Here is a 15,935-nt window from a genome sequence, read left to right as displayed (position 1 = left end):
CCCTAAGAAGCTGTTGGAGTTATTAAAAGCGGACGCCAGATAAGCATGACCGTCTTTTTTGCTACGGTTACTTTTGCTTGAGTACTTAAGAAAACCAGCCACTCAGCTGGTTTTTTTGTGAGTACCCATGTCGTACGAAATAAATCGTAGATAAAACTTGCTTCTACGATTCACTTCGTATATGTTTGACCTACGAATTAGTTCGTACCAAATAAAGCCTTCCGCTATGAGTAAAGCAGCCCTCCCTAAACCCACCGAATCGGAACTCGAGATTTTGCAGGTGCTCTGGCAGCATGGCCCCAATCCGGTCCGGTTCGTGAACGACGAGCTCAGCCGCAAGCGCGACGTGGGCTACACCACTACGCTGAAGCTATTGCAGCTCATGCTCGACAAGGGCCTCGTGCTGCGTGACGACGACAGCCGCACGCATGTGTACCGGGCCGCTGTGCGCCAGGAAGAAACCCAGGGCTTGCTGCTCGACCGGTTCGTGGATGCGGCCTTTGGGGGCTCGGCTATGAAGCTGGTGATGCAGGCTCTGGGCAATCGGCGCACTTCCAAGGAAGAGCTGCGTCAGATCAGGACGCTACTCAATGAGATAGAAAACGAGAAACCCGAAACGGAGAAAGGAGGACCTAATGAGCTGGTTTGAGCATATCGTGTCGCCGGAGCTGGTTCGGGCGGTAGGCTGGACGATTCTGCATTCGCTGTGGCAGGGTGCGGTAGTGGGGTTGGCGTTGGTGGGGCTGTTGCTGGTGCTGCGCCGGCATTCGGCTCAGGTGCGCTACAACGTGGCCGGCCTGGCACTGCTCACGCTGCTGGTGCTGGCGCTGGCTACGTTTGGGCGGCACTACGCCGCTGCCCTCACTAGTACTGCCGCTAGTGGGGCTGCCGTGGCCCCGGCCCCGGCCGTCAACACCTTAGGCTTTTTGCAGTCTCCGGCGGCTACTGCTGACGTTGTCGTCGATTCATCGGGCTCCCTGCTGGAAATCGGGCGACAGTATTTCGACCAGCACCTGCCCCTGATTGTGGCGGCGTGGTTTCTGGGCTTGCTGGCCATGACGCTCCGGATGCTGGGCGGCCTGGCCTACGTGCAGCGTCTGCGCCACTACCGGGTCGAGCCGCTGTCGGAGCACTGGAACGAGCGGTTGAAGGTCTTGGCTGATCGGGCGGGACTAAAGCGCACCATTACGCTGCTGGAGTCGGCGCTGGTGAAGGCCCCGCTGGTAGCGGGCCACCTGAAACCCGTCATTCTGCTGCCCCTGGGCACGGTGCTGGGCCTGAGCCAAGTGCAGCTGGAAGCTATTCTGGCCCACGAGCTGGCCCACATTGCCCGCCGCGACTATCTGATGAACATTGTGCAGTCGGTAGCCGAAATTCTGTTTTTCTACCATCCCGCCGTGTGGTTTATCACGGCCTGCCTGCGCACGGAGCGCGAAAACTGCTGCGACGACGAGGCCACCGCCATTTGTGGCGACCCGCTGACGTTGGCCAAAGCCCTGGCCGCTTTGGCCGAGATGGGCCAGGATGCGCATCCGCTGCCGCAGCTGGCTTTGTCGGCTGTGGGGCCTAGCGGGTCGTTGCTGGGCCGCATCCGGCGGTTGGTGCAGCGCCGCGCCGCGCCCACGTTTTCGGAAGGCTTTATGGCCGCTCTGGTCGTCATCGGGGGGCTGAGTTTGATTGGCCTGACTACAGCCGTATCGATGGCCAACCCGCGGCCGTGGCCGGATACGACCAAGGCTTTCGTGGGAGCCGTTTTTGGCCCCGATACCTCGCTTTGGGTCAATGGCCTGCATCCTTTTCAGGCCGATGTGGCACCCCCGACCGCGCCCGGGGCGCAGGACGATGAGGAGGATAAAAAGAAGCGCAAAAGCAAATCCAAGGGCAAAGACGACAAGCACGTCGTTATTGTGCGCGATGCGACCGACGGGCAAACACTGCACCGGGGTACCGATGGCGGCACCGTCATTGTGAAGCGCGACAAAAAAGGCCGCGTGACAGAGCTCTACGTGGACGGCCAGCGCATTGCCATGGACCAAAGCAAGCCCAAGGAAAAAGGCACCAGCACCGAAATCATTCGCCTGGCTCCGGAAGGGCGTTCCAGTCGTCGTGCCACAGCCTCTGACAACTTCACCGCGCGTGGCTACGGGCTTTCCGACAAAGACCAGGAAGATCTGCGCCGCTCCATCCGGCGCATGGAGCTGGATTTGGCCAGGAATGAAGCTGAGCTGCGGCGCGGCGCGGCCAATCGGTCGTACATTTTCAACGACGGCAACCGGGTAGAAGTACGCACCGGTACCAACGGTAATTTTATCGATGTTGATAAAATTGCTCAGAAGGCCTTGAAAGATGCGGAACGCTCGTTGCGGGAGGCGGAAAGAACCGAAACCGATAAGGTAGCCCGGGAGGAAATCCGGCTGGAGCTGGGCCGCATTGAGGAGCGCCGCATGGCGCTGCGCGAGCGGCAGGAAGAAGCCCGGAGCCGGGAAATAGAATGGGGCGAGGCGGCCCGGGACCGGGGCCAAATGGAGCGCGAACGGGCACAGATGGAGCGGGAGCAGGCGCACATGGACCGCGAAAGTGCCCGCGCCGAGCGGGAGAAAGTGCGGGCCGCCCGCGACGAGCGCACCCGCAAAACGGAGGAAGCCATCATCGATCAGCTGGTGAAAGACAAGCTGATCAAGGATCGGAAATACTTCCAGCTGGTGCTGAATGCCAATGGGCTGGTAGTGGATGGCCAGAAGCAGCCGGCAGCGGTAGCGGCGAAGTACCGGCGGCTGTTTGAGAGTGGTATGGGCCACACGGTGAACCTAAACAGCTCGGTGGTGCTCAGCAACGCGGGCAACACGACCAGCCGCAGCTACACTGAGCGCAACACCTCCGACATGCCACCACCACCTACGCCGCCGGCACCACCCGCCCCGCCCCGCTCATCGCGGGCCACCCGCACGCCCCGGAGCGGCATGGTGCCGCCGGCTGCTCCGGTAGCACCACTGCCTCCAGGGGCTCCATCAGCGCCAGCAGCACCCAAAGTCCCACGCGCCCCGAAAGTAAATTCGGTGGCCTTGGGCGATGAGCTGCGCAAAGACGGCCTGATTGACCAGAATGCGCGTTCGTACCAGCTGCAGCTGAACGCATCGGGCATGACGGTGAACGGCCAGCGCCAACCCGAGGAAACAGCCAGGCGCTACCGGGAGCTGCTGGGCAAAAACGACGGCAATAGTTTCAATATAAACGTCGTCGTCAACGAATAATAGTCGGCGCTGACAACAGGCCTGCCGCACGGCAGGCCTGTTTTTATTGCCTTACCTTAGCAGTTTGAGCAACCATTATCCGCTGGGGGGCATCTATTCCCCGGCTTATTTACTATTTTTTTCCTCTGGCCTCATGTTTTCACGAGTACTTCTCTGTTGTTTGTTCGGATTACTCGTGCGTACCGGCGCGGCCCAAACTACGCCTGCGGCCCCTGTTTCGGCCTCGGCACTGGCTCCCAAAAAGCAGCTGCAGGCCTTGCGCATCACGGAGGCCATCAAGCTCGATGGGCAGCTCGATGAGGCCATGTGGCAGCAGGCGCCTATTGCCACCGACTTCATCCAGAACCGGCCCAACCCCGGCCCCCCCGAAAAGCACAAAACCGAAGTGCGGGTACTCTACGACGATGCCAACCTCTACATCGGGGCCGTAATGCACGACGTATCGCCCGACTCCATTCTGCGGGAGCTAACGGCGCGGGACAACTTTGGCAACACCGACTTTATTGGCATTTTTCTCGATACCTACCACGACAACCTCAACGGCTACGGATTCTTCGTAACCACCGGCGGCGTGCAGATGGATGCCCGCTATTCGCCGGCCGGCGGCGAAGACTTCAACTGGAACGCCGTCTGGGACTCGCGCACCAGCCTACGCGGCACCGACTGGGTGGCCGAGCTGCGCATTCCCTACTCTGCCATCCGCTTCAGCCAAACAGCCGAGCAGCTCTGGGGGCTGAACTTTATGCGGCAGCGCAAGCGCGAAAACCAGGCGTTTTTCTGGAATGAGGTGAAGCCCGCCGTCGATGGCTTCGTGAACCAGTGGGGCACGCTCGGCGGGGTGCGCGACGTGAAGCCGCCCCTGCGCCTTTCGCTGACGCCCTACATTTCGGGCTACGTGAACCACAACCCGATAAGTGAAGAAGGCACCCGGCGCACCACGACGAGCTTCAACGGCGGGGCCGATGTGAAGTGGGGCATCAACGAGAGCTTCACGCTCGATGCCACGCTGGTGCCCGATTTCGGGCAGGTGCAGAGCGACAATCAGGTGTTGAATCTGTCGCCGTTTGAGGTGCAGTTCAACGAAAACCGGCAGTTCTTTACCGAAGGCACCGAGCTGTTCAACAAAGGCAACCTGTTTTACTCGCGCCGCGTGGGCGCTACGCCCATCGGCTTCTACAGCGTGCAGGCCGGCGACAAGGAGAAAATTCTGAAAAACCCGGCCGAAACCCGCCTTCTAAACGCCACCAAAGTGTCGGGGCGCACCAGCAAGGGACTGGGCATCGGCGTGTTCAATGCCGTGTCGAATGACGTGTACGCCACCATTCGCAACAATGAAACGGGCGAGGAGCGGGAGGAACTGACCCAGCCTTTCAGCAACTACAACATTGCCGTGCTCGACCAGTCGCTGAAGAACAACTCCTACGTCTCGCTCATCAACACCAACGTGACGCGCTTTGGCCGCACCTACGACGCCAACGTGACGGGCGGCCTGTTCCGGTTTGCCAACAAGAAAAACTCCTACGCCGTGGACGGCCGCGTGGTCTACTCCAACCGGCGCGGCAACGTCTTCCATTCCGACGAGCTGATTGATGACCCGGATGGCTACAAGTACCAATTGGGCATCAGCAAAATCAGCGGCAACTTCACCTGGGGCGTGAATCACGGCATCGAGTCGGATACCTACAATCCCAACGACCTGGGTATTCTGTTCGGCAACAACAACATTTCCCAGGGCATCTACGGCAACTACAACCGCTACAAGCCTTTCTGGAAAGTAAATAACCTGAGCACCTACTTCGGCATCGATCAGTCGGTGCTCTACAAGCCCACGCGCTACCAGAAAACCAATATCTACGGTGGGGCCAATACGACTTTCACCAAGAACTTCCTGACGACGGGCTTCAACTTTGACCTGAACCCAGTGAACCGCGACTATTTCGAGCCGCGCGCTTTTCCGTTGGGCAACTACTACGTGCGGGTACCGGCCAACGGCAATATCGGAACCTTTGTGTCCTCGGACTACCGCAAGAAAGTAGCCCTCGATCTGAATGCCGGCATTCGGGTGTACGAGCAGGAAGAGCGGTTTGAGCGGCCTCGCCGCTTCGGCATTGGGTTTGGCGTATCGCCGCGCTACCGCGTCAACAACAAGCTCAACTTCCGCTACAGCCTCGATTGGAGCACCAACCGCAACCAGATCGGCTACGTGAATCCTTCGCGAGGCGACAATGGCAGTCTGAGCAACAAATACCCGGAAGACGCGACGATTCTGGGGGCGTCGCCCGGGGCCATATTGCTGGGCCGCCGCCGGGTCGTTACGGTTTCCAACGTGCTGACGGCCGCTTACACGTTCACCAACCGCATGTCGCTGACGGTGCGCACCCGCCACTACACCAGCACCGTGCGCTACCTCGATTTCTCCCGCCTGACGCCCGGCGGGACAGAGGAGCCGGTAGCCTACACCCGCAACCGCGACAATACCTTCAATGCCTTCAACATCGACGCCGTGTACTCGTGGTGGTTCGCGCCCGGCTCCCAGATCAGCATTGTCTGGAAAAACGCCGGCTCTACTTTCCTGCAGGCCAATGAGGCCACGCCGCTGTATTTCGACAACCTGAACAATACCATCAACACGCCCCACAACAACTCGGTGTCGGTAAAAATTCTGTACTACCTGGATTACCTGGCCATCCGGCCCCGTCGGGCGTAAGCCGGCAGCCCCACTGGAAAGGCCCCGTGGTGGCACCCGACAGGGTGCCGCCACGGGGCCTTTTGCTGGAAGATGAGCTAAGCCTGAGAGCCTGCGCAATGCTATGGGCCAACTATTTCGGCTATGCGCTATGTCGTGTGTGCCACCATTTGCAGCGTTGCGTATTGAGCTTCGGGGCTAAAATGTAATTGTATAGTGATTATTATATATTCGTAAGGTGCTTTCATGGAATCACACTAGTGTTAGGTAACTAAAATAACACGAGTGAACTCGGCAATTGTGTCGTAGCTTAGCACCCGATTATCGCATAGTATCTAGGATTTATCCTGTGCCGAGCAGTCCCTTTTGCCCTGTTGATGTCATTTCCCCTTTTTCTTGCTTTGTCACTTCACCCGTAAGGGGTGTTGGTTCTCGTCGGCTGCCGTTTAGCGAGCTGCTGGTTTAGGATCCCGTGTTTTTGTAGCCGGTTTAGTTAGCCGAGTTGCTTTTTGGTTTGCTTCAGCTGCATCGGCTGTGCTTTATACTGGTGTGGGGTGGCTACGGCTATTCTTCGCCCAGTGCTTTGCAATCTTTTTCACTTCTACCTATTGCCGTATGCCAAATTTCTCCTCTTTGCTTACCTCCAGGCTGTTCCGGCTGCTGACGCTGCTGGGGCTGCTGTCGTCGCTGGCGGCTTCGGCCATCGGGGTTCCCCCGGTGGTGTCTCAACCCACCAACAACAGTACCGTCAACACCATCCGGCCCGTGTATAGCGGCACCGCTACGGCGAGCAGCAGTGTAAGCGTGAAAATCGACAACTCATCGGTTACGCTTGCTACCACTTCCGATGCCAGCGGCAACTGGCAGATAACGCAGCCAACTGATCTGGCCGCCGGTTACCATAACGTTTACGTCATCGTAACTTCTCAGAATAGCAACGTCGTAAACTTTACCGTTGTGCCGCCACCGCCGACCATCACCTCGACCACGCCCGGGGGCGGCCCGGATGGCGACACCTTCGCCCTGAACGGCACCAACCTGCAGGGCGTGACCACCATTACCTTCGATAAGAATCCGGCGAATCCTAACCCTGTTACCGCTACCTCGGGCTTCACGATCAATGCCGCCGGCACCCAGATTACGGGTATTGTAATTCCGGTAGGAGCCCGGAACGGCAATATGACCGTCACCAATAGTGGCGGCACCAGTAACGCCATCTTCTTCGACGCTTACATTCGCAACACCGTAACCAGTCTGCGGCGCAAAACGCCTACTGCGGCTTCGACCAATGCCAACAGCGTGGAATTTCAGCTGAATCTTTTTATTGGTCAGATAGCCTCGCTTTCACCCGGCAACTTCACGCTGGTGACCTCCCCGGGCATCACCGGAGCCAGCATCACCAGCGTTACCGGTGCGTTCGGGCCCTTTACGATTACCGTAAATACCGGCACGGGCGAGGGTACGCTCAGCCTGCAGGTGACTTCCAATGACGCCAACGCCCCCCGCAAGATCAGCAACCTGCCCTACACCAGTGGGGAAACCTACACCATCGACCGGACGGCCCCTGCCGCGGCGGTGCTTACCACGCCGGCCACTAGCGCCACCACCAGCGGCCAGCCCGTGTACAGCGGCACGGCCGAGGCGCTGAGCCTGGTTACCGTACTGGTTGATGGTGCCAGCGTCGGAACCGCCACTACCAACGCCTCCGGGGCCTGGACGCTCACGCAGCCTACGCCGCTCACGGCCGGCTCGCACTCGGTAAGCACTACCATCAAAGACGCGGCCGGCAATGCCGGCCCCGCCAGCGCGGCCACCCCGTTCACGGTTGACCTCACGCCCACGCTGACTACTCTCACGCCCGGTTCGGCCCCGGAAGGCGGTACTATCGCCCTGACGGGCACTAACCTGACGGGCGCTACGACGATTACCTTCGAGAAAAGCCCTTTCGTTCCGACTTACCCAACGACTACCTCCGGCTTCGTAGTAAATGCCGCCGGTACTCAGATTACGGGCATCGTGGTACCGGTAGGAGCCAAGAGCGGCCCGCTAACGGTAACCTCGGCCAATGGCACCAGCAATTCGGTGTTCTTTAGCCTGATCCGCGACCTGGTCGTGACCGGCAGCCAGAGCATCCCGGCGGGCAGCTACGTCAGCATCACTATCGGCAGCGGCAGCACGGCTACGCTCACCGGCAACGTGACGGTGAGCAGCAGCCTGACCATTGCCGATGGCGGAACGCTGAATACCGGCACGTTTGTGGTCGGTGGCTTCGGCAGCGCCACGCTGGCGGCGGGTGGTACGCTGAGCACGGGCAACGCGGCCGGTATTACGGCCAGCGGCGCTACCGGCGCTATCCAGGTAACGGGTCTCCGCTCGTTTTCTTCCGATGCCAGCTACGTGTATAACGGCACCACGGCCCAGGTAACGGGCTCGGGCCTGCCCAGCCAGGTGCGCAACCTGACGACTACCAACAATTCGGCCGTAACCCTTTCCGGCCCGGTGAGCATCTCGCAGGTGGTTACGGTTGGCGGCTTTGGTAATCTGGTGCTGAACGGCAACGCCCTGACGCTGCTTTCCAGCAGTGTGGGCACGGCCATGGTGATCAACAGCAGCTTTGGCGTGGTAAGCGGCAACACCGCCGCCGTGCAGCGCTACATCGACCCGAGCACTAACCCCGGCCTGGGCTACCGCCACTACAGCTCGCCGGTGGCCGCTACCACCTTCTCCGACCTGGCGACGGGCACCTACACGCCCATCGTGAACCCCGACTACAATACGCTGGGCAACACGGTGAATCCCTTTCCAACGGTATACGGCTTCAACGAAGGCCGCATCGTGGGCACCAGCGCCGCCACCCAGGACTTCGACTACGGCTACTTTTCGCCCGATGCCCTGACGAGCACGCTCGTCCGGGGCCGGGGCTACACCGGCTACCTCGATGCCACCAGTCTGGTTGATCTGGTAGGTTCGCTCAACTCGGGCACTGTTGCGGTGGGCGCGCTTACTCGCGGTGCCCAGACCAACTCGGGCTGGCACCTGCTGGGCAACCCGTACCCGTCGCCGCTCGACTGGAAGAAAGCCCGGACGGGCCTGCCCACCGGGGTAATTGATGCTGTGTACGTCTACAAATCCAGTGACCAGTACAACGGCTCGTACCAGTTCTACCAGAACGGCTTCGGCACCCTGCCCGACGGCTTGATTGGCTCGATGCAGGCCTTTTACGTGCGCGTAAGTCAGCCGGTAGCTTCCTTCAGTTTCCTGAATGCCTGGCGCTCCACTACCTACCAAAATCCGGCCTTCAACCGCGCTACCGCCGACACTCGCCCTGCGGTGCAGCTAGACCTGGTTTCGGCCCAGGGCCAGCATGATCCGGCGTACGTATACTTCGAGGCAGGCGCTACCGCCGGCGTCGATGACCACTACGATGCCGAAAAACTATCTAACACGACCGGCCTGAACCTAAGCTCCGTAGCTGCTGGTACCAGCTTGGCTATCAACGGAATGCCGCTCCTGAGCGCTGCCACTATTGTCCCGCTGACCGTGGGCGTGCCCACGACGGGCACCTACACCCTGCAAGCGGCTTCGCTGCTCAACTTTGGCGCTTCCGATGTCTACTTGCTGGATGCCGTAACCGGTCAGCAGGTGAACCTCAAGCAGCAGCGCAGCTACAGCTTCTCGGCCAGCAATGCCGCCCTGATTACGGGTCGCTTCTCGCTTAGCTTCGGGGTTCTGCGTCCCTTGGCAGCAGCTAATGGCCTCACGGCCGCCAGTGTAAGCGTATATCCAAACCCGGCCCATCAGCAATTCTCGGTGCTGGTGCCAGCCGTAGGCGGTGCTGCCCAAGTGGAAGCCGAGCTGCTCAATACGCTTGGTCAGGTAGTACGCCACCAGACGGCCGCGCTGCCCGCTGCCGGGGTGCGCCTCACGGTAGATGCCACGGGCCTAACGGCGGGTGTGTATACGCTACGCCTGCGGGCTGGGGCTACCATGTTGGCTAAGCGCGTCATCCTCCAATAATACATGGCTGGCCCCACGGTGGGGCCAGCCTTTATTCTCATTTGTTCAGTTAAGAAACATGAAATATATTTTCTCCTCAACAGTGCTGGCAGTGGCTCTCATGGGTATGAGCATCGGGTCGGCCAGCGCCCAGGGCCCTGGCAATGGTGGCCCGCGGCCGAGCGCTACTACGGCCCCCATTGATGGTGGTGCCTCGCTGCTGCTGGCGGCTGGTGCTGCCTACGGCCTGCGCCGTTTGCGGCAGCGCCGGGCCTAGCCTGGCTGGTTGAGCTGTCTGGTCAAGAGCCCGCCCTTCCAGGCGGGCTCTTTTTTTGTGGGGCAGGGATAGGGTTTACCGTTGGAATGAGCTTTCAACCCGCGAAATTGCCGTAGAGCGAACCAGCGTCCCTACTACCACTTAGCCGAGCCAGCCATGCATTTGGGTTCTATAGCACTGCTGGTGCGCGACTACGATGAGGCCCTGGCGTATTACGTGGGCGTGCTGGGTTTTCGGCTGCTGGAAGACACCGACTTGGGCCACGGGAAACGTTGGGTGCGCGTAGCGCCGGCCGGGGCGGAAACCGGCTTATTGCTGGCCCGTGCCGTAACGGAGGCGCAGCAAGCCGCCATCGGCAGCCAGAGCGGCGGCCGGGTTTTCCTGTTTCTACACACCACTGACTTCCGGGCCGATTATACGCGCCTCAAGGCTCGTGGCGTGCAGTTTCTGCAAGAGCCGCGCCAGGAAAGCTACGGCCATGTAGTCGTGTTTGCCGACCTCTACGGTAATCAGTGGGACTTACTGGAATCTACCTAGCGGGTTATAAGTTCAGCAGCTCGGCCGCCGCGCCAAACGCCGATTTGCTGCCTTCCAACACCTGCTGCCGGAGCGTGGGCAGCTGCTGCTGCACGGCGGCACGGGCGTAAAACTGTTCTTCCAGGCCCTGGCGAACGGCTTCGTGCAGCCAGTGCAGGTTTTGCTCTTGGCGGCGGCGCTGAAAATAGCCGCTTTCCTGAGTTTGCTGCACGTACTTTTCTACCACTTGCCACACCTCAGCCACGCCCGCGCCCGTTACGGCCGAGCTGGTTGTCACCACCGGATTCCAGCCCGACTGGGCCAGCGGAAACAGGTGCAGCGCGTTCTGGTATTCGCGGCGGGCCAGCTTAGCCGCCAGCTCATTCTGGCCGTCGGCTTTGGTGATGGTCACGGCGTCGGCCATTTCCATGATACCTTTTTTGATGCCTTGGAGCTCGTCGCCGGCGCCGGCCAGCATCAGCAGCAAAAAGAAGTCGACCATGCCGTGCACGGCGGTTTCACTCTGGCCCACGCCCACGGTTTCGACAAAAATCACGTCGTGGCCAGCGGCTTCGCACAAAATCAGGGCTTCGCGGGTGCTACGCGTGACGCCCCCCAGGGAGCGGCCCGCCGGCGAAGGTCTGATATAGGCTTGCTGCTGCGCCGCCAACACATTCATGCGGGTTTTGTCGCCCAAGATGCTGCCGCCGCTACGCTGGCTCGTGGGGTCGACGGCCAGCACGGCCAGGCGCTTATTCTGAGCTAGCAGCGCCAGCCCCAGGGCCTCGATAAACGTGCTTTTGCCCACGCCCGGCACGCCCGTAATCCCGACCCGTACGGAGCGGCCCGAATAGGGCAGCACCCGGTCCAGGACCTGCTGGGCCAGCTGCTGATCGGTAGGCAGCGTGCTTTCCACCAGCGTAATGGCCTGGCTGAGCCGCACGCGGTTGCCGGCCAGGATTCCATCGGCGTACTCATCAACCGAAAAGCGCTTGGCCAAGGGGAAAAGGTTTGGTGGGAGAAAACGGAACGCCGCAATATTACGCCTAGCCCCAACAATTGCCTACACGTATCGGGGAGCAAGCGGGAATAAAAGGGGGTATCTCGTAGCCGAAAGCAACTGTGGAGACTTGAGAAAATACATGCTGAGTGCCGTAACAAGCGCGGCAGGAATTTGGCGTTTCAAATTCCTACGGCAAATTCGGGAACCGGGTATGGAGGTAGAGCCGTCTGCGTGCGTTTCTCGTTGAGTGGCCCAAATGCGGTAGCTCGCGCACTATTAGAGCGTGTTTGGGAATTGGTGAAAAACCCGTTTGTGTCATGCCAGATCAGGCATGACACAAAAATCAAACCCCCAAACACGCTCTTAGCAACGACGGAGACGCAAGTAGGCGTCTCTGCACGCAACTGACAGGCCTATACAAATCAGGGAACTGCGGTAGCCGGCTTTAGCGCACGAAAATAGGCAGTCCCAGCTTGCTGCGGCGGCCGCCCAGCTTGAGGCCGTCGTCAACGTAGCCACTGGCTTTGCCGGCGGCGTTCGGGTCTTTAATAACGCCCAAGAAAGGGTTGTCTTCGCGGGCCACGTATATTTTGCCGTCGGGGCCCAGCTGGAGCGAGCCAATTTTGCGGTTGGCCGAAGTGCCTATTTTCACGGCGTTGTCCTTGCTTTTGGTGCGCAGGTCAAACTGCCACACCTCGGCCTGACCGCCACCTTTGCCATTGCAGGTGCCGTACAGTTTTGAGCCATCGGGCGAAAATTCCACGCCGTAGGCTTCTTCGTAAGTGCCAAACTGCTTGGGGTTACTGACTTTGCCGGTCGTGTTGTCGAAGTCGAATACCTCGAACTTATTGCTTTCGCGCCACAGGGAAGTGGCGAGCTTGCTGCCATCGGGCGAGAACTTGATGCAGCCGATGGCATTGCGGCCGGGGCCGGCGTTCATGCTGCCCACGTTGCTCAGAATAGGTTTGGTGATGACTCCGTCGGCCGTCACGAGGTAGGTCACGAAGGCGTTGGAGTTCCAGCGGTGCCCCACCACCCAAATGTCGCGTCCGTTCTTGTGGCGTACGGCGGCCAGCTTTTCGGCCACGGGCGTGATGAGCAGCATGTTAGCTCGGGGCACGTCGCCAAAGCCGCCCTCGCGCGTCATGTCCACCACGGAGTAGCGCATGCCGTTGCCGGTGCCCTGAGGCGCGGCAGTGAAGATGTAGAACACGTTGCCGCTGCCGGGGTCGGGCACGATGAGGGCGCTCTGGCTGCTAGATTTGCTGCCCATCAGGCCTTTGCCATTGAGCATCACTTCGTGCTTGCGGTTGTAGACCAGCTCTCCGTTGGTGTAAAACAGCAGTTGGCCCTGCTGATTGGTGGCCACGGCAGAGCCTTCGTAGGTACTCAGTTTGCCGTCGAGTAGGGGAGTGGGCGCGGCGGTACCGGAAAAGCGCAGGCCGGCTTGCCCGCCAAAATACCAGATAGACTGCTCGGCCTGGGCATATACACGGGCGGGCACGGCCAGAGTGGCTACGAGAAGAAGAACAAAGGAAAGACGTTTCATAGGTGTTCGGGCTCTGCGCTGACAAGCGGTTGCCTGCTGCGGAGCGGCAAAGTAAGAATTGAAATCCGTGCCAAACTTCGCGCAGCAGTAGCAGAGTAGCCGACAGGCAGGCGGAGGAGCATTTCAGCCGGCCGCAATGGGCGCTTTCAACGGTAGGTTTTGCAGAAAATCCTGGGGGTTGTCGACGTACAGCGCCAGCAGGTACGTTTTTTTTCGCAGCCCGTAAATGCCCGTGGCCTCGATGGGCTCGGGGCAGGTAAGCAAAATATTGGGTGGCGTTACCAGCGTCTTGGCCAGGTTCAGGGTACCGGTAGGCAGCACTGCCGAGTCGTGGAGGAGCTGCCCGGTGCCGATGGCCGCCAGCGGGACGGAGAACGACCAGACGAGGCCAACCCGGATACGGAGCAGGTCGTCTTCCAGCAGCACGGCGCGCTGCACCAAGGCGGCCAGGTGCCCGACCAAGAAGACGAAGCTGTAGACACCTAGAAACAATACTACGCCCGCGGCCGTGGTACTCCAACGCACCACCAGGAAATGCACGGCCAGCATTTCTACCACGGACGTCAGCAGCAGCGTAGCCAGAATAGCGACGCAAGCCGAGTCGCGGTGCAGGGTGAAGCGCTGCCCGGTGCTCACTTCAGTGTTCCGAAGCCAGAAAAACAATCCGTAGCGCAGCAGCATAATTTCGCTCACTGCTATTCGCATCGGATTGCCAAATACGGCTCGAAAACCCGCTTCCAGCGCAAGCTCCAGATTCTGCTGCTGCTGGCGGGCCTGCCGGTAGGCTCCGACAAAGCGTCGCAGCCGGTAGAGAACAAGCAGCGCCAGGAGCGGCTCGGCCAGCATCCACGCCTGCTGCACCCACGCCAGATAATACTGATGCCCGGGCGGCAAAACCCAGGCGGCCACCAGCACCGCCAGCGCGAATACGCCGGTCAGCGTCAGTGGGCTAATGCGGTACTTTCGAACAATAAACAGATAATACAGCCCCGGAATCCCCACCACCAGATCTATCGTCACGGCTAGCGAAAGCGCCGGCGTGGACGCAAACTGCTGTAGCTGCGTGATGAGGCGCTCTGTCAGAATAACCAGTAGTGTAAGCGCTACAAAAGCCAGCAGGGGTTTTCGGTTGGGCAAGGCTCTGGCGGTCATAAATCGGCGACTAGGATGGTGCAGCCCCGGGCCGGGGCGAAGGATATAGCGCTAATGTACTGGATAAAATACCTGCCCTTGGCGTAGGGGGCCGACTTACGCCGTAGCTATATTTCCCACTCACCCGCCAGCAGCCGGGCCACCAGCGGCCGGATAATGCGGTAGCTGGCGCCCCACAGCTGGTATTGGCCGACACGGTAAAAATCAATAAGCTCGGGCTGGGGCCAGCCGGGCAGCTGCCACCACTCCCGGGCGTGGGTGGCGGGGTCGGCCAGGGTGCGCAGGCTGATTTCGAGTACTTCCGCAATTTCCGGCTCCTGATACCACCACACCGCCGGCCGCCGCACGCGAGCCAGAAACGGCGCAATGTGGTAGCCCGTCGTGAACGTCCGGATTTCGGGTAGCGTCGTGAGCAAGGCTATATCGGCCGGCTCCAGGCCTACCTCCTCCTGCGTTTCGCGCAGCGCGGTAGCCAGCAGAGAGGCATCTTCCGGGTCGCGCTTGCCACCCGGAAAAGCCAGCTGCCCGCCATGTACGCCCCACTCACCACGCCGCACCAGTACCAGCTGCAACTCACCCAGGGCATCCCGGTACACGGGCACTAGTACTGCCGATTCGCGCAAGGCTGCCGCTGAAGTTGTCACGAGGGTATGAGAATGCTGACGGTGCGTATTTCAGCTAGGCACGCAGCGGTAGGACTCTAGCCGTGCGGCAATGACTCGATTACATACCTCAACTACTGGAACCGGGTTACGGCTGCTGCATAAGGTAGCGCCCCGTCGGCTGCACGGTCACCACGGGCAGGCGTAGCTGCTCATCAAAATGCGCATAAGCGGGCTGCAGGCTTTGCCAGAACGCGTAGTTCACGTTTTGCCGGTAGCGCTCCATGTTTTGGGCGTTCAGTTCGAAGGGGAAAATATGCATCTGCATATCCAGCTGCCCGGCGCTGCGGGCCTCCAGCGCCAGCAGGTATACTTCCTGAATACTGTCGTCGGTGATGGGCAGGCAGCCGACGGTGACGTTGGAGCCGTGCACGAAAATGTGGTTGCCGGGGTCGTTGCCGCCCAGCGCCCGGTCGGAGGCGTTGGGGTAATCCAGGCCGAGCGACATGTAGTAGGTGCTGATGGGATTGAACCGGTCGATGTGGTAGAAGCCTTCGGGTACTTGGTTGTCGCCGGCGTGGCGCTTGGGACCCAGGCCGCCGGAGGTGCCGGCAATGTGATAGGTGCGCAGCAGCCGGAAAGTGGAGTCGCCCTGGTTGCGGCCCCAGGCTTCGAGGCGTCGGCCCACTTTAAAAGCCCGAAAAAACACTTCCAGGCGTGCCGGATCGATGCCGCGACTGTGCAGCAGCGTGCGGAGCCGGGGCCACTTGTGGGCGTAGGCCAGGCGCACCCGCGGATACGTAAGCTGATATTCCCGTAAAGCCGGATTCGGCGTAGGCGGGCACGCCGCCACCAGCGCCAGCAGGCTGATGGCCAGTAAAAAGGTTCGCATGAGGCAAAGGC

Annotated in this window: 11 protein-coding genes; 6 read left to right on the top strand and 5 right to left on the bottom strand. The window is 60.3% G+C overall.

The features are described 5' to 3' along the window. The first annotated feature begins 226 nt into the window (after window positions 1-226). The 6 genes from E5J99_RS03360 to E5J99_RS03335 all read left to right on the top strand — a co-directional run bounded on the left by E5J99_RS03360 (window position 227) and on the right by E5J99_RS03335 (window position 10,747). Entirely contained in the window at window positions 227-649 is a 423-nt protein-coding gene (locus E5J99_RS03360) for a BlaI/MecI/CopY family transcriptional regulator (protein ID WP_135496303.1), read from the top strand. Further along, on the top strand, window positions 636-3,251 hold the full coding sequence (locus tag E5J99_RS03355; protein ID WP_135496302.1) for a M56 family metallopeptidase: 2,616 nt from the start codon (window positions 636-638) through the stop codon (window positions 3,249-3,251). The genes E5J99_RS03360 and E5J99_RS03355 overlap by 14 nt, the downstream gene beginning before the upstream one ends. 160 nt (window positions 3,252-3,411) lie before the next feature. Next, on the top strand, window positions 3,412-5,958 hold the full coding sequence (locus E5J99_RS03350) for a DUF5916 domain-containing protein (RefSeq protein ID WP_167851960.1): 2,547 nt from the start codon (window positions 3,412-3,414) through the stop codon (window positions 5,956-5,958). 594 nt (window positions 5,959-6,552) lie between these two features. Further along, window positions 6,553-9,954 carry an Ig-like domain-containing protein gene (locus tag E5J99_RS03345; RefSeq protein ID WP_135496300.1) on the top strand — a complete coding sequence of 1,134 codons (3,402 nt, stop codon included), beginning with the start codon at window positions 6,553-6,555 and terminating at the stop codon, window positions 9,952-9,954. A 58-nt stretch (window positions 9,955-10,012) separates the two neighbouring features. Further along, the gene (locus E5J99_RS03340; RefSeq protein WP_135496299.1) at window positions 10,013-10,210 is read left to right on the top strand and encodes a PID-CTERM protein-sorting domain-containing protein; all 198 of its coding nucleotides are present in this window, start codon (window positions 10,013-10,015) and stop codon (window positions 10,208-10,210) included. 156 nt (window positions 10,211-10,366) lie between these two features. Further along, window positions 10,367-10,747 (top strand): VOC family protein, encoded by a 381-nt coding sequence (locus E5J99_RS03335; protein WP_135496298.1) that lies wholly within the window; start codon window positions 10,367-10,369, stop codon window positions 10,745-10,747. A 4-nt stretch (window positions 10,748-10,751) separates the two neighbouring features. On the opposite strand, the gene meaB is transcribed toward E5J99_RS03335, so the two are convergent. The 5 genes from meaB to E5J99_RS03310 all read right to left on the bottom strand — a co-directional run bounded on the left by meaB (window position 10,752) and on the right by E5J99_RS03310 (window position 15,924). Beyond that, window positions 10,752-11,726, bottom strand: coding sequence for a methylmalonyl Co-A mutase-associated GTPase MeaB (meaB, locus tag E5J99_RS03330; protein WP_135496297.1), 975 nt, complete (start codon window positions 11,724-11,726; stop codon window positions 10,752-10,754). A gap of 448 nt (window positions 11,727-12,174) precedes the next feature. Then, a complete protein-coding gene (locus E5J99_RS03325; protein ID WP_135496296.1) occupies window positions 12,175-13,278 on the bottom strand; it encodes a YncE family protein in 1,104 nt (367 codons plus the stop codon). Between the two features lie 123 nt (window positions 13,279-13,401). Beyond that, window positions 13,402-14,430: a hypothetical protein gene (locus tag E5J99_RS03320; protein ID WP_135496295.1), complete on the bottom strand. Its 1,029-nt coding sequence runs from the start codon at window positions 14,428-14,430 to the stop codon at window positions 13,402-13,404. A 107-nt stretch (window positions 14,431-14,537) separates the two neighbouring features. Then, window positions 14,538-15,074, bottom strand: coding sequence for an NUDIX hydrolase (locus E5J99_RS03315; protein ID WP_135496294.1), 537 nt, complete (start codon window positions 15,072-15,074; stop codon window positions 14,538-14,540). Window positions 15,075-15,180: 106 nt separating this feature from the next. Continuing rightward, window positions 15,181-15,924 (bottom strand): L,D-transpeptidase family protein, encoded by a 744-nt coding sequence (locus E5J99_RS03310; protein ID WP_135496293.1) that lies wholly within the window; start codon window positions 15,922-15,924, stop codon window positions 15,181-15,183. Window positions 15,925-15,935: the final 11 nt, after the last annotated feature.

Source organism: Hymenobacter elongatus (assembly GCF_004745955.1).
Classification (GTDB): domain Bacteria; phylum Bacteroidota; class Bacteroidia; order Cytophagales; family Hymenobacteraceae; genus Hymenobacter; species Hymenobacter elongatus.
This window is presented reverse-complemented; position numbering and strand designations above follow the sequence as displayed.